8 protein-coding genes are annotated in these 13644 nt (G+C 73.3%); 4 read left to right on the top strand and 4 right to left on the bottom strand.

Going from position 1 to position 13644, the window contains the following annotated elements; translation table 11 throughout:
• Positions 1-78 precede the first annotated feature (78 nt).
• Both E0L36_RS03085 and E0L36_RS03080 read right to left on the bottom strand, forming a co-directional pair.
• A complete protein-coding gene (locus tag E0L36_RS03085) occupies positions 79-2163 on the bottom strand; it encodes a glycogen debranching N-terminal domain-containing protein (RefSeq protein WP_180927294.1) in 2085 nt (694 codons plus the stop codon).
• Entirely contained in the window at positions 2160-2744 is a 585-nt protein-coding gene (locus E0L36_RS03080) for a hypothetical protein (RefSeq protein WP_180927293.1), read from the bottom strand. The genes E0L36_RS03085 and E0L36_RS03080 overlap by 4 nt, the downstream gene beginning before the upstream one ends.
• Positions 2745-4674: 1930 nt before the next feature.
• On the opposite strand from E0L36_RS03080, the gene ppdK reads away from it, so the two are divergent.
• Positions 4675-7419 carry a pyruvate, phosphate dikinase gene (ppdK, locus tag E0L36_RS03075; RefSeq protein ID WP_374705483.1) on the top strand — a complete coding sequence of 915 codons (2745 nt, stop codon included), beginning with the start codon at positions 4675-4677 and terminating at the stop codon, positions 7417-7419.
• A gap of 217 nt (positions 7420-7636) precedes the next feature.
• Here the strand turns inward: ppdK and dusB are convergent, their stop codons facing one another.
• Together dusB and E0L36_RS03065 are read right to left on the bottom strand one after the other, a co-directional pair.
• A complete protein-coding gene (dusB, locus tag E0L36_RS03070; RefSeq protein ID WP_180927291.1) occupies positions 7637-8779 on the bottom strand; it encodes a tRNA dihydrouridine synthase DusB in 1143 nt (380 codons plus the stop codon).
• A gap of 294 nt (positions 8780-9073) precedes the next feature.
• Entirely contained in the window at positions 9074-10456 is a 1383-nt protein-coding gene (locus E0L36_RS03065) for a glycine--tRNA ligase (protein WP_180927290.1), read from the bottom strand.
• A 146-nt stretch (positions 10457-10602) separates the two neighbouring features.
• Here E0L36_RS03065 and E0L36_RS03060 point away from each other — a divergent pair, with 146 nt between their 5' ends.
• The 3 genes from E0L36_RS03060 to E0L36_RS03050 all read left to right on the top strand — a co-directional run bounded on the left by E0L36_RS03060 (position 10603) and on the right by E0L36_RS03050 (position 13621).
• On the top strand, positions 10603-11655 hold the full coding sequence (locus tag E0L36_RS03060; protein WP_258015880.1) for a metal ABC transporter substrate-binding protein: 1053 nt from the start codon (positions 10603-10605) through the stop codon (positions 11653-11655).
• Between the two features lie 101 nt (positions 11656-11756).
• On the top strand, positions 11757-12632 hold the full coding sequence (locus E0L36_RS03055) for a metal ABC transporter ATP-binding protein (protein WP_180927288.1): 876 nt from the start codon (positions 11757-11759) through the stop codon (positions 12630-12632).
• On the top strand, positions 12629-13621 hold the full coding sequence (locus tag E0L36_RS03050) for a metal ABC transporter permease (protein WP_180927287.1): 993 nt from the start codon (positions 12629-12631) through the stop codon (positions 13619-13621). Before E0L36_RS03055 ends, E0L36_RS03050 begins: the two co-directional genes overlap by 4 nt.
• Positions 13622-13644 lie beyond the last annotated feature (23 nt).

Below are 13644 nucleotides of genomic sequence, written 5' to 3'. Positions count from 1 at the left end.
CCTGCCGACCGGGGGAAAGGTTCCCGGCGCGACCGGCACCGGAAACGCCGGTGCGCGCCAGGCTGGGGGTCGTGTGTCTCAGTCGCCGCTCCCCTCGCGGACGGCCGTGCCGAGGGCGAGTGGCGCGGCGGCCGCCCACGCCTGCGGGGAGCAGGCGTGCGGGTAGGGCACGGGGTGCGGATGCTCGGCGCAGGCGTACCCGGCGACGGCCTCGGGCAGCCGGTATCCGGTGTGCGCGGCCATCGCGATCTGGGCCCGCGCGACCTCGGTGGCCTGTTCGCGCATTCCATAGCGGGCGAGTCCGAGGGCGATGACCGCGTTGTCGTGCGGCCAGACGCTTCCCCGGTGGTAGGAGAGCGGATGGTAGGCCCCCTGTGCGGCGGCGACGGTGCGGACGCCCCAGCCGGAGAAGAAGTCCTCCTCCAGCAGGCGGCGTCCGACGGTCTCCGCCGAGGCGGGGTCGAGGACTCCGGACCAGAGGAGGTGTCCGGCGTCCGAGGAGAGGGCGTCCACGCGTCTGCCCTCGCCGTCCAGTGCCAGAGCCGGGAAGTGGGCCTCCGGCATCCAGAAGTCCCGCAGGAAGCGGCAGCGCAGCTCCTCCGCCGTCTTCTCCAGCCGCTCCGCGTGGGCGGGGTCCGCCCAGACAGTGCGGGCCAGCCAGGCGGTTCGGCACAGCGCGTCATAGGCGTAGCCCTGGGGAGCGGCGGCGGTGACGGTGCCCTTGACCTCGGCGCCGTCGGCGAAGCAGATGGCGCCCGGTGAGTCCTTCCAGCTCTGGTGGGAGAGTCCGCGTTCGTTGGACTGGTATCTCAGGTAGCCGTGGGCGCGCAGGCCACCGTCCCGGAACATCCACTCCACAGCGGCGCGGGCGTGGGGTTCCAGGCGCCGCGCGAGCGCGGTGTCGCCGGTCTGCTCGGTGTAGGCGCCGAGTAGTACGAGGAAGAGCGGGGTGGCGTCGACGGAGCCGTAGTAGCGGCCGTAGGGCACCTGGCCGAAGTGGGCGAGTTCGCCGTGCCGCACCTCGTGCACGATCTTTCCGGGTTCGGCTCCGGGCCCCGCGCCGGACTCGGGACTCCGCCCCGGGACGGTGGAGTTGGAGTCGGGGTCGGATCCGGGGCCGGAATCGGGGCCGGGGTCCGGGTCGGTCGAGCCGGGGCCGGTGGGCCGGGTGCCGGTGGCTGGTCCGATGTCGGTGGTGATCTGGGTGGCGGCGAGGGCGGGCAGGGTGGCGGCGGCGAAGGCGGGCGCGTACGGCAGGGCGAACAGCGAGGCGAGCAGGGCGTCCCGGCCGAAGAGAGCGAGGAACCACGGCACTCCGGCGGCGGGCACCCACAGCCGCTCGGCGTCCAACCCCCGTGCGGGAACGCGTAGTTCGTGCAGGTCGCGCAGGCCCTGCGCGCAGGCGCGGGCGAGTTCGGGCCAGCCCTCGCGGACGCCGGGCAGGAGCGCGGTGGGGCTGCCGGGCGCTCCGGCCGTCTCCGACTGTGCCTCGGGGGACGGTGGTTCGGCGGTTACCTCGCTCTCCGGGACGCCGTGTGGGTAGGCGGTGACGCGCAGCGCTATCTCGGCTGATCCGTGCGCCGGTAATCTCAGGTCCCAGACGAGCTGCCGGGCGCCGCTTCCGGTGTCTCCGACACCGTCCGGTGGCGGGTGGGCGGTGACGGTGGTGCGGGAGTGCCACTCGCGGCGCCGGTAGCCGAACTCCACGCCGTCGGGGCGGGTTTCGCGGGTGCGCACGGCGTGGGGCTTCTCGTAGCAGCGGTGGTCGGACCGGAGTTCGAACTGGTCGGCGAAGTCGACGTCCACGGTGAGGGCCAGGCGCGCGGTGACGGCGGCCGAGCGGTTGTTGGCCAGCCGGAGGCGTTCGGTGAAGGTGCTGGCGCGCACCGACTGTTCGCGGAAGACGGTGTGGGCCGGGGGGTCGGCGCGTCCGCTGGGTGGGGTGAGGACGCAGGACGTGGTGGCCCCGCCTCCCTCGGCGGCGGGCACGAGCACCGCGGGGGTGGTGCCCTCGACGGTGAGTTGCCAGCGGCTGAGATGGCGGGCGTCCCGGACGAAGAGGCCGTCCGGGGCGATGCCGCGCTGCCCGGTGATGTCGCCGGAGCGGGTCAGCGCGGCGAAGGTGCCGCTGTGTACCAGGATTCGGTAGTCCGTCGTGTTCATCGTGCTCCTCCGGTGGGTGCGCCGCCCGGCGGGACGGGCGGGGTGTGCGGCGGGTCGAGGGTGGGTGCCGTGGTCCGGCTGAACTCGCGGGACCCGCGCGCCTCCTCCGTGATCGGGTCGGGAAACTCTGCGAACTCGGGGAACTCGGGGAACTCGGAGGTGGAGGCGGCGCGGAGCACACTGTGCCGCAGCGCCTCCGTCTCCCGGGTCTGTCCGTGCTGCCGCTGTCCCCGGTCCGGAAACCCGTTGACGTTGAACCAGACCGGGCCCCACCAGCGTCGGACCGGGCCGAAGCTCGGGCCGTCGAGCGCGCTGCGGAGCACCGATCGGGTGATTCCGCCCCGCCCGAAGTGGCGGCCGGTGGCGGTGCGCCGGGGCGCCCCGGCGCAGACGGTGGTCTCGACGTGCCGGGGTGCGCCGCTCGCGGCGCCCGCACCAGATGGCGCCCGGACGTCCCCGCCGGGGTGGTAGGCGGCCAGGGGCGCGTCGGGGTCGGAGGCGATGCGGGGGATGCGGCCGTCGGACCACGGAGCGACGAGCGGCGTTTCCCGTTCGCCCCGGGGCGCGGGCGGTGGAGCCATGGCGCGGTCCGACGGCGCGGAAGGCGGAGTGCCAACTCCCCTGGTGGGGGTGGAGGTTGCTGGAAGGGACGGTGGAACGCCCGGTCCGGTGGCGGATCGGCACCCGCTGGGCGCGGACGGCGAGGCCGGTTTCCACGGGGCGCTCCCTGGGACGGGGACGTGGGCGGGCGCGCGGATCCTGGTTCCGGCGAGTGGCCCCTACCACCGCACCCCGGGAGGGTGACCGGTTTCGGCCGGACCAAGCCTCCCGGCGGCGGGGCGTCGGGGTCACCGGTGCGCACGGGAGCGCGCGGGGCGGTGGGCGTCCGGGGCGGCTCCCCGGTACCAACCCCCGCTGGTCAGCGGGCCCTCCCGTCACCACCGGACGGCCACCACCGGACGGCGCCGCGCCGGGTACGCCGGGGCCCCAGCGCCGGGACTCCGCCGGGCCGGCACCCGGCGGGCCGGCACCCGGGCGGGCCGGGGGCGCGGGGCCGACGGCACCGGCGGGCGCCGCCGCACGCGGTCGCGCGGGACGAACCGACGGAGCCCCCTCGCCGCCGTGCCTGGCACGGCCCGGGACGCTCGCGGGGCCGTCCGCGAGGACCGCGAACGGCCAGGCGCCGCGAACGACCGCCGCTGAACGGCCGCGTACGCGTCACGACCGCCGCTGGCCACCGCCCTGGACGCGCGGCTCCGACGGCCGCCCGGACGCGCCGGAACAGCCGTCCGGCGCGGACACCGGCCAGACGCCCGGACGCGCCGAGCGCGCGACGCCGGGACCCTCGCCGGCTCCACGCCCCGGGTCCCGCCGGGTCCACGGGTGCCGCCTCGTTCTGTCTGATGGACGAGCAAAGCTAGCTTCGCGGCACCCCGGGAACAAGCGCGCATACGAGACAGCGGGGACGGAAACGCGCCGTCGGCGACGGCGCCGGGGCGTCCCGGCCGTCCCCGCCGCTTCCCCGGCCTGGCGGGGCCCGGCGGGGTCACCCACGGGGAAGGGCGAGGGGCCGTCGGCCTGTTGAGGTCGACCGCCGGCCCCGGGCCGTCGACACCCCGTACGGGGAGAGCCACACGGGAGGGCGCGCGCGGCGCCCGGGCGGCGGCTTCCCGTGGAGCGCCTCGCCAGCTCGACCGGATTTCGCCCCCTGGCCACGCGACGGGCGCGTCATTCCGCCCCACGCTCGGCACCGGTGGCCGCCCCCGCGCGGGCGCCCGCACCCGCGCGGGCGGGCGTCCCCGCCTCCGGGGCCCGTCTCAGATGAGCGACCCCACGCCTCCCCTCCCCCACACCGCTCCCCTGTCCCACTCCTTCTCCCGCGTCCCACGTCCGGCCCGCTCCCGCCGCGCGCTCACCCCGACGGGCACTCGCGAGCTGGTTACGGGCGCCGGTGCCCGGCCGTCCGCGCCCTCTCGACGCCGCCAGTTCGCGGCTACTCCTCGGTCGTTCCATCCCGTTCGCCCCGGATCGCACCGGTCGGGGCGGGCGCCGCCGCCCCCGTGGGTCCCGCGCGAGGCGGGGATTCGGGCGCCGGGAGCGGGTGGGCGCGTGGGGTGGTGGCCCCGGCTCCCGGGGCGTCCGCATGGTGGACGAAGCGCCCCCCGAGCGCGTGATTCTCGCCACCTTGATCAGACCCCCGCTCATATGAGCGCTCACATGTGAGCTGTAGACCTCCAAGGAGCAGGGCGCCACTTTACTGAGCCTTGGTTTACTTGCCGAAGGTGCACATCAGACATACCTCGTCATACTGGGTTACCAAGACACCACAGTTCCTCATCCCTTCTTAGTTACCTGAAGTGTTTCCCAGAACCCGTTGAGCGCCCTACTACTTGGATCATTTGGCGGGAGCCCGGTTACAGGCATGTGACGTGCTGCTGTACGTATCCGGATGCCTTCGATCTGGGTACGCTCCCGGCCGTCAGGGCAACCGTCCACGAGGAGTCGAGTCCCGTGCCGGATCACGCAGTAAACGCAGCAAGCGCGGTGGACAGCACCCCGCGGAAGTTCGTCTACGACTTCGCCGAGGGGAACAAGGACCTCAAGGACCTCCTCGGCGGCAAGGGCGCCAACCTCGCCGAGATGACCAACCTGGGCCTCCCCGTCCCACCCGGGTTCACCATCACCACCGAGGCGTGCAAGGTCTACCTGGACTCCGGCGACGCGCCAGCCGAACTGCGCGACGAGGTCAGCGCCCATCTCGCGGCGCTGGAGAGCCGGATGGGCAAGAAGCTCGGGCAGGCCGACGACCCGCTGCTGGTCTCCGTGCGGTCCGGTGCCAAGTTCTCCATGCCGGGCATGATGGACACCGTTCTGAACATCGGCCTCTCCGACGACTCGGTGCACGGGCTCGCGGCGCAGTCCGGGGACGAGCGCTTCGCCTGGGACTCCTACCGGCGGCTCATCCAGATGTTCGGCAAGACCGTCCTCGACGTGGACGGCGACCTCTTCGAGGAGGCGCTGGAGGAGGCCAAGCGGGGCCGGGGCGTCAGCACCGACGTGGAGCTGACCGCGCCGGACCTCAAGGAGCTGGTCGAGCGGTTCAAGGGCATCGTCGAGCGGTCCGCCGGACGGGGCTTCCCGCAGGACCCCAGGGAGCAGATGGACCTCGCGGTCCGCGCGGTCTTCGACTCGTGGAACGGCGAGCGCGCCCGGCTCTACCGCCGCCAGGAGCGCATCCCGCACGACCTGGGCACCGCAGTCAACGTCTGCTCGATGGTGTTCGGCAACCTCGGGCCGGACTCGGGCACCGGCGTCGCGTTCACCCGCGACCCGGCCAGCGGCCAGCAGGGCGTCTACGGCGACTACCTCCAGAACGCCCAGGGCGAGGACGTGGTGGCCGGGATCCGCAACACCGTCCCGCTCGCCGACCTCGAAGAGCTCGACGCGGCCTCCTACCGGGAGCTGCTCGGGATCATGGAGACGCTGGAGACGCACTACAAGGACCTGTGCGACATCGAGTTCACCATCGAGCGGGGCAAGCTCTGGATGCTCCAGACCCGCGTCGGGAAGCGCACCGCCGCGGCGGCCTTCCGGATCGCCGTGCAACTGGTGGACCAGGGGCTGATCAACGAGGCGGAGGCGCTCCAGCGGGTGCGGGGCGCCCAGCTGGCGCAGCTGATGTTCCCCCGCTTCGACCGGGACGCCGAGTCGGAGACGCTCGGGCGCGGCATAGCGGCCTCGCCCGGCGCCGCCGTCGGACAGGCCGTCTTCGACTCGGACACCGCCGTAGAGCGGGTCCGCGCGGGTGAGCGGGTCATCCTGATCCGCCGGGAGACCAACCCGGACGACCTCGACGGGATGATCGCCGCCGAGGGCATCCTGACCTCCCGGGGCGGCAAGACCTCGCACGCCGCGGTCGTCGCCCGGGGGATGGGCAAGACCTGCGTGTGCGGCGCGGAGGAGCTGGAGGTCGACCTGAAGCGGCGGCAGCTGACCGCGCCGGGCGGGCTGGTGATCCGGGAGGGCGACGTGCTGTCGATCGACGGCACGACCGGCGCCGTCTACCGGGGTGAGGTGCCCGTGGTGGCCTCGCCCGTCGTCGAGTACTTCGAGGGCCGGACCGACCCGGAGGCGGACGGCGCCACCGACGAGCTGGTGCAGGCCGTGCACCGGCTGATGACCTACGCCGACCGCGTGCGTCGGCTGCGGGTGCGGGCCAACGCCGACAACGCGGAGGACGCGGACCGGGCGCGCCGGTTCGGGGCGCAGGGCATCGGCCTCTGCCGTACGGAGCACATGTTCCTCGGTGACCGGCGCGGCCTCGTCGAACGGCTGGTGCTGGCGGACACCGACGGCGAGCGGGAGGAGGCGCTGAAGGCGCTGCTGCCGCTCCAGAAGGGCGACTTCGTCGAGCTGTTCGCCTCGATGGACGGGCTGCCGGTCACCGTCCGGCTGCTGGACCCGCCGCTCCACGAGTTCCTGCCGGACCTGACCGAGCTGTCCGTGCGGGTGGCGCTGGACGAGTCGCGCGGGACCGTCTCCGAGCAGGACACCCGGCTGCTCGCGGCCGTGCAGCGGCTGCACGAGCAGAACCCGATGCTGGGGCTGCGCGGGGTACGGCTCGGGCTGGTCATCCCGGGGCTGTTCACCATGCAGGTGCGGGCCATCGCCGAGGCGGCGGCGGAACGCCGCGCCGCGCAGGGCGACCCACGGGCCGAGATCATGATCCCGCTGGTGGGCACCGTGCAGGAGCTGGAGCTGGTGCGGGACGAGGCCACCGCGGTCATCGCGGAGGTGGAGGCGGAGTACGGCGTCGAGCTGGCGCTCACCGTGGGCACCATGATCGAGCTGCCGCGGGCGGCGCTGACCGCCGGGCAGATCGCGGAGTGCGCCGACTTCTTCTCGTTCGGCACCAACGACCTCACCCAGACCGTGTGGGGCTTCTCCCGGGACGACGTGGAGGCCAGCTTCTTCACGTCGTACCTGGAGAAGGGCGTCTTCGGCGTCTCCCCGTTCGAGACCATCGACCGCGACGGGGTGGGCGCCCTGGTGCGGCAGGCGGCCGAGGCGGGCCGCGCCGTGCGGCCGGACCTCAAGCTCGGGATCTGCGGCGAGCACGGCGGCGACCCGGACTCGGTGCACTTCTTCCACGAGGCCGGGCTGGACTACGTCTCCTGCTCCCCGTTCCGCGTACCCGTCGCCCGGCTGGAGGCGGGCCGGGCCGCGGCGGACCCGTCGAGCAGCGACAGCCGCTGAGGCGGCGCTCCACACCTCCGGGTCCGTCCACCGCACCCCGACCCTCAACCGCGGTGGACGGTCCCGGACTCCGAAAGAGAGGGCGGCACCCGTGCGGGGGTGCCGCCCTCCGGACGTCGCCCGGACGGCGTCGGCGGCGCGCGGCCCGGCGGGGAGCGATCGGCGGGGACAGCCCGACGAGGACGGCCGGCGGAGGCGGTCCGCCCGTACGGGCGGGTCAGCCGCCGGAGGTGGCGAGTTCGGCCTCCGGGCTGAGCCCGGCCCCGCAGGCGTAGGGGTCGTCCAGCCAGCCGTCCGGCAGCACCACCCGGTTCCGGGCGTGGGTCCGCCCGCGCGGCCCGTCGGCACCCTCCGGCCAGGGCTGGTCCAGGTCCAACTCGTCGAGCAGCACGCGGAGTTCGTCGAGGGAGGCGGCGACGGCCAGCGCGGAGCGCGCCGCCGAACCGACCGAGAAGCCCTTGGTGTACCAGGCGACGTGCTTCCGGAAGTCGATCACGCCCCGGGCCTCGTCGCCCAGCCACTCCCCCAGCAGCCGCGCGTGCCGCACCATCACCTCCGCGACCTCGCGGAGCGAGGGCTCGGCCACCCGGTCCCGTTCCGCCTCGTCGCCGAAGGCGGCCACCAGGTCGCCGAAGAGCCAGGGGCGGCCCAGGCAGCCACGGCCCACCACGACACCGTCGCATCCGGTGTGGCGGGTCATCCGCACCGCGTCCCGGGCCGACCAGATGTCGCCGTTGCCGAGGACCGGGATCTCCGGCACCGCCTCCTTGAGGCGGGCGATGGCGTCCCAGTCGGCGGTGCCGCCGTAGTGCTGCGCCGCGGTGCGGCCGTGCAGCGCGATCGCGGAGACGCCCTCCTCGACGGCGATCCGCCCGGCGTCCAGGTAGGTCAGGTGGTCGTCGTCGATGCCCTTGCGCATCTTCATCGTCACCGGGAGGCCGCCCGCGTTCGCGGTGGCCGCGCGGAGGATGCCGCGCAGCAGCGGCCGCTTGTACGGGAGGGCGCTGCCGCCTCCCTTCCTGGTGACCTTGGGGACGGGGCAGCCGAAGTTCAGGTCGACGTGGTCGGCCAGGTCCTCTTCCGCGATCATGCGGACGGCCCGGCCGACGGTCTCCGGGTCGACGCCGTACAGCTGGATGGAGCGGGGGCGCTCGACCGCGTCGAACCGCACCAGCTGCATGGTCTTCTCGTTCCGCTCCACCAGCGCCCGCGAGGTGATCATCTCGCTGACGAACAGCCCCCGGCCGCCGGAGAACTCCCGGCACAGGGTCCGGAAGGGGGCGTTGGTGATGCCCGCCATCGGCGCCAGCACCACGGGCGGCGTGACCGTGTGCGGGCCGATCTGGAGCTGCTGCGGCATGCGATGACTCTCCTGGACGTTCCGGCCGGGCTGTCCCGGCCCACTCCTGAGGCCCCTGACCGTCCCGGGGCGGGGCCCCGCCCGCGCGGACGGTCCGCCCTCGCGGACGGGCTCGGGCCCGGACCTCCGGGCGGCGGCCGACCTCCCATTGTGGCGCATCCGCCGGTGGCGCATACGCCCGCGCCCGCCGGGCGCGGGCAGGCACGAGCGCCCGCCGGGCGCGGGCAGCCGAAGGGGGCGGCCCCGTGGGACCGCCCCCGTGCGCGGCGCGCGGCTGCCGGGCCGCGCCCGGGGTCAGCAGCCGAGCAGCCGGCCGCCGAGGTAGCTCTCGACCTGGTCCAGCGAGACCCGCTCCTGCTTCATGGTGTCCCGCTCGCGGACGGTCACGGCGTTGTCGTCCAGGGTGTCGAAGTCGACGGTGACGCAGAACGGGGTGCCGATCTCGTCCTGCCGACGGTAGCGGCGGCCGATGGCGCCCGCGTCGTCGAACTCGATGTTCCAGTTCCTGCGGAGCGCCGTGGCCAGACCGCGGGCCTTCGGGGAGAGCTGCTCGTTCCGGGAGAGCGGCAGCACGGCGACCTTGACCGGGGCGAGCCGCGGGTCGAGCCGCATCACGGTGCGCTTCTCCAGCTTGCCCTTGGCGTTGGGGGCCTCGTCCTCGACGTAGGCGTCGAGCATGAAGGCGAGCATCGCGCGGTTCACGCCGGCGGCCGGTTCGATGACGTACGGCACCCAGCGCTCGCCCGCCTCCTGGTCGAAGTAGGAGAGGTCCTGCCCGGACGCTTGGGAGTGCGCGGTGAGGTCGAAGTCCGTGCGGTTGGCGACGCCCTCCAGCTCGGAGAACTCCTGGCCGCCGAAGTTGAAGCGGTACTCGATGTCGGCGGTGCGCTTCGAGTAGTGCGACAGCTTCTCGCTGGGGTGCTCGTACCAGCGGATGTTCTCCTCGCGGATGCCGAGGTCGAGGTACCAGGCCCAGCGCTGGGCCATCCAGTACTCGTGCCACTCCTCGTCCTCGCCCGGCTTGACGAAGAACTCCATCTCCATCTGCTCGAACTCGCGCGTGCGGAAGATGAAGTTGCCCGGAGTGATCTCGTTCCGGAAGGACTTGCCCATCTGCGCGATGCCGAACGGCGGCTTCTTGCGCGAGGTCTGCTGGACGGCGGCGAAGTTGGTGAAGATGCCCTGGGCCGTCTCGGGCCGCAGGTAGGTCAGCGAGCCGGAGTCCTGGGTGGGGCCCAGGTGGGTGCTGAGCAGGCCGGAGAACTGCTTGGGCTCGGTGAAGCCGCCCTTGTTGCCGCAGTGCGGGCAGTTGACGTCGGCGAGGCCGTGCTCCGGGGCGCGCCCGTGCTTGGCCTCGTACGCCTCCTCCAGGTGGTCGGCGCGGTAGCGCTTGTGGCACGAGGTGCACTCGGTGAGCGGGTCGGTGAAGGTCGCGACGTGGCCGGAGGCCTGCCAGACCTCCGGCGCCAGGATCACCGAGGAGTCGATACCGACGACATCGTCGCGGGAGACGACCATGGAGCGCCACCACTGGCGCTTGATGTTCTCCTTGAGCTCCACGCCGAGCGGTCCGTAGTCCCAGGCGGCGCGCTGACCACCGTAGATCTCACTGCACGGGTACACGAAGCCACGGCGCTTGCTCAGGCTGACGATGGTGTCGATCTTGTCGGCGGCCACAGTGCTCTCTTCATCAACGACGACGGAATACCTCAGATTACCGAGAGCCACGGGGGGCGGATCAAATCGGTACCGGAACGATCAGGCGGCGTACCAGAGCGAACCCCAGTTGACAATCGTTTCCAACTACAGTGAAAATGAGTGTCATGAACATCAGACGCCACCTGATACGCCCGGCCGCCGCGGCCACCGCCCTCGGCCTGGGGGTCCTCACCCTGTCGGCCTGCGGGGACGGCCCCGGCGGCGACGACGGCAAGGTCAGTGTCGTCGCGTCGTTCTACCCCATGGAGTTCCTCGCCCATGAGATCGGCGGCGAGCACGTCTCGGTCAGCACCCTCACCAAGCCCGGCGAGGAACCACATGACCTGGAGCTGAGCCCGAAGCAGACCGGACAGCTCAGCGAGGCGGACCTGGTCGTCTACCTCAAGGGGCTCCAGCCCGCCGTGGACGAGGCGGTCGAGCAGTCGGGCGCCGAGCACACCGCCGAGGCGACCTCCTTCACCTCCCGGACCGACGGCGACCCGAAGCACTCCGACGACCACGACGACTCCGCCGACCACGAGGACTCGGACAAGGGCCACGACCACGGCGAGCATGAGCACGGCGACCACGGCGGGGACGAACACGGCGACCACGACCACGCGCACGACGGGGGCGCCGACGATCCGCACATCTGGCTGAATCCCGTGCGCTACGCCGAGGTCGCCAAGGGCGTCGGCAAGGAGCTGGCCAAGGCCGACCCGGACCACGCCGACGACTACCGGGCGAACACCGCCGCGCTCGTCAAGCGGCTCAACCAGCTCGACAAGGACATCGAGAAGGGTCTGAAGGACCGCACCTCCGACACCTTCATCACCACGCACGCCGCCTTCGGGCACTTCGCCGACCGCTACCACCTGCGCGAGGAGGCGGTCAGCGGGCTCGACCCGGAGTCCGAGCCGAGCCCCGCGCGGATGAAGGAGCTGCACCGCATCGCGAAGGGCGGGAAGAAGGGCGGCGACGGCGGGGACGGCGTCGACACCGTCTTCTTCGCCTCGGGCGCCAGCGACAGGACCGCCCGGACCCTCGCCGACGACCTGGGGCTGAAAACCGCCGTCCTCAACCCGCTGGAGGGCGTGAACAAGGAGAAGAAGCAGGACTACCTCTCCGTGATGCGGCAGAACCTGATGGCGCTCCAGACCGCGCTGGGCGCCAGGTGACCGTGCCGGGCGGCGCCCCGCCACCCGGCACGGCCACCGGCCGTCCCCCGGCACCGCACACCCCTGACCGCGACCCGTACGACGATCCACGGGAGGCGAGGATGGCCCGCACCACGGCCAGCCCGGACACCGGGACACCACGCGAGGAGCAGCGCCCGGCCCCGCTTGACGGTTCCGGCCCCGCGACGCCGGTCATCGCGCTGCGCGGGGTGACCGCCACCCTCGGGACCCGTCCGGTGCTGCGCGGCGTCGACCTGTCCGTGGGCGCCGGGGAGGCCGTCGCGCTGCTGGGCGCCAACGGCTCCGGCAAGTCGACCACGATCCGGGCGGTCATCGGCCAGACCCCGATCAGCGGGGGCGAGCTGCGGCTGTTCGGGGCGCCGCTCACCGGGCCGGGGCGCTTCCGCGACTGGCGCCGCGTCGGCTACGTCCCGCAGCGCTCGACGGCGGCGTCCGGGGTCCCGGCGACCGTGCGGGAGGTGGTGTCCTCCGGGCGCCTCGGCCGACGGGGGCTGCGCCCGCTGGGCCGGGCCGACAAGCGGGCCGTGCGGCACGCGCTGGAGCTGGTGGACATGGCCGGGCGGGAGCGGGACCCGGTCCACGCGCTCTCCGGCGGGCAGCACCAGCGGGTGCTGATAGCCCGCGCGCTCGCGGGCGAACCGGAACTGCTGATCATGGACGAGCCGCTCACCGGCATCGACCTGGCCAGCCAGCGGGTCCTCGCCGACGCGCTGCGCGAGCGCCGCGCGGAGGGCGTCTCGCTGCTGTTCGTCCTGCACGAACTCGGGCCGCTCGCCCCGCTGATCGACCGGTCGGTGGTGCTCCGGGACGGGCTCGTCGAGCGGGTCGAGCACCCCGAGCAGCTGCACGACCTCGCCTGCCATCCACACGAGGCCGCGCCGGACGACGGCGCGCTGGCAGCCACCGGCCTCCGGGTCGGCGAGGTGGGGTTCCCGCGGAGAGGAGTGGACGCGTGATCGAGCTACTGGAGTACCCCTTCATGCAGCGGGCGCTGCTCGCCGCGGTGCTGGTGGGGATCGCCGCCCCGGCGGTCGGGATCTACCTGGTGCAGCGGCGGCAGGCGATCATGGGGGACGGCATCGGGCACGTCGCGCTGACCGGTGTCGCGCTCGGCTTCCTGCTGAACGCCAACCCGGTGTGGATGGCGGTGCTGGTCGCCTCGTTCGGCGCCGTCGCGATGGAGCTGATCCGCTGGTACGGCAAGGCGCGCGGGGACCTCGCGCTGGCGATGCTGTTCTACGGCGGCATGGCGGGCGGCGTCATGATCATCAACCTCTCGCCCACCGGCTCCAACGCCAGCCTCACCACCTACCTCTTCGGTTCCGTCACCACCGTCTCGGAGAGCGACATCACCGCGATCGTGGTGCTGTCGGCCGTGGTGCTGGCCGTCTCGCTGGGGCTACGCCGTCAGCTCTTCGCGATCTGCCAGGACGAGGAGTTCGCCCGGGTCACCGGGCTGCCGGTGCGGCTGCTGAACCTGGTGCTCGCGGTGATGGCCGCGGTGACGGTGACGGTGGCGATGCGGGTCGTCGGGCTGCTGCTGGTCAGCGCCCTGATGGTGATCCCGGTGGCGACGGCGCAGCAGGTCACCCGGGGCTTCGCGATGACGCTGGCCGCCTCGGTGGGCGGCGGGGTGCTGGTGACCCTCTCCGGCACCGTGACCGCGTACCACGCGGACGTCCCGCCGGGCGCCAGCATCGTGCTGCTGGCTATCGCGCTGTTCGCGCTGGTCACCATCGTGGCGGCGCCGCTCGCCCGATGGCTGGCGGGCCGGAGCACGCGGGACGGGTCGCCCGGTCCGGAGGGCGCGGAACCGTCCGCGGCAGGCGGTGGGGAGCCGGTGGCGGCCGGGGTGGCCGGGATGACAGGGCGCCCGGTGGCGGCCGGGGCGGGGCCCGGCGGGGGCGCGACGCCCGGGGGTACCGGTAGCAATACACCGGTGTAATGACCGCACAAGGGGTGTGCCTG

Origin of the sequence: Streptomyces sp. AJS327 (assembly GCF_013450295.1) — a bacterium.
Lineage (GTDB): Bacteria > Actinomycetota > Actinomycetes > Streptomycetales > Streptomycetaceae > Streptomyces.
This window is presented reverse-complemented; position numbering and strand designations above follow the sequence as displayed.

Coding starts and splice junctions, on each gene's coding strand:
- E0L36_RS03055 (WP_180927288.1), top strand. CDS start 11,757: ATGGCCCGCACCACGGCCAGCCCGGACACCGGGACACCACGCGAGGAG.
- E0L36_RS03080 (WP_180927293.1), bottom strand. CDS start 2,744: ATGGCTCCACCGCCCGCGCCCCGGGGCGAACGGGAAACGCCGCTCGTC.
- E0L36_RS03060 (WP_258015880.1), top strand. CDS start 10,603: ATGAACATCAGACGCCACCTGATACGCCCGGCCGCCGCGGCCACCGCC.
- E0L36_RS03085 (WP_180927294.1), bottom strand. CDS start 2,163: ATGAACACGACGGACTACCGAATCCTGGTACACAGCGGCACCTTCGCC.
- dusB (WP_180927291.1), bottom strand. CDS start 8,779: ATGCCGCAGCAGCTCCAGATCGGCCCGCACACGGTCACGCCGCCCGTG.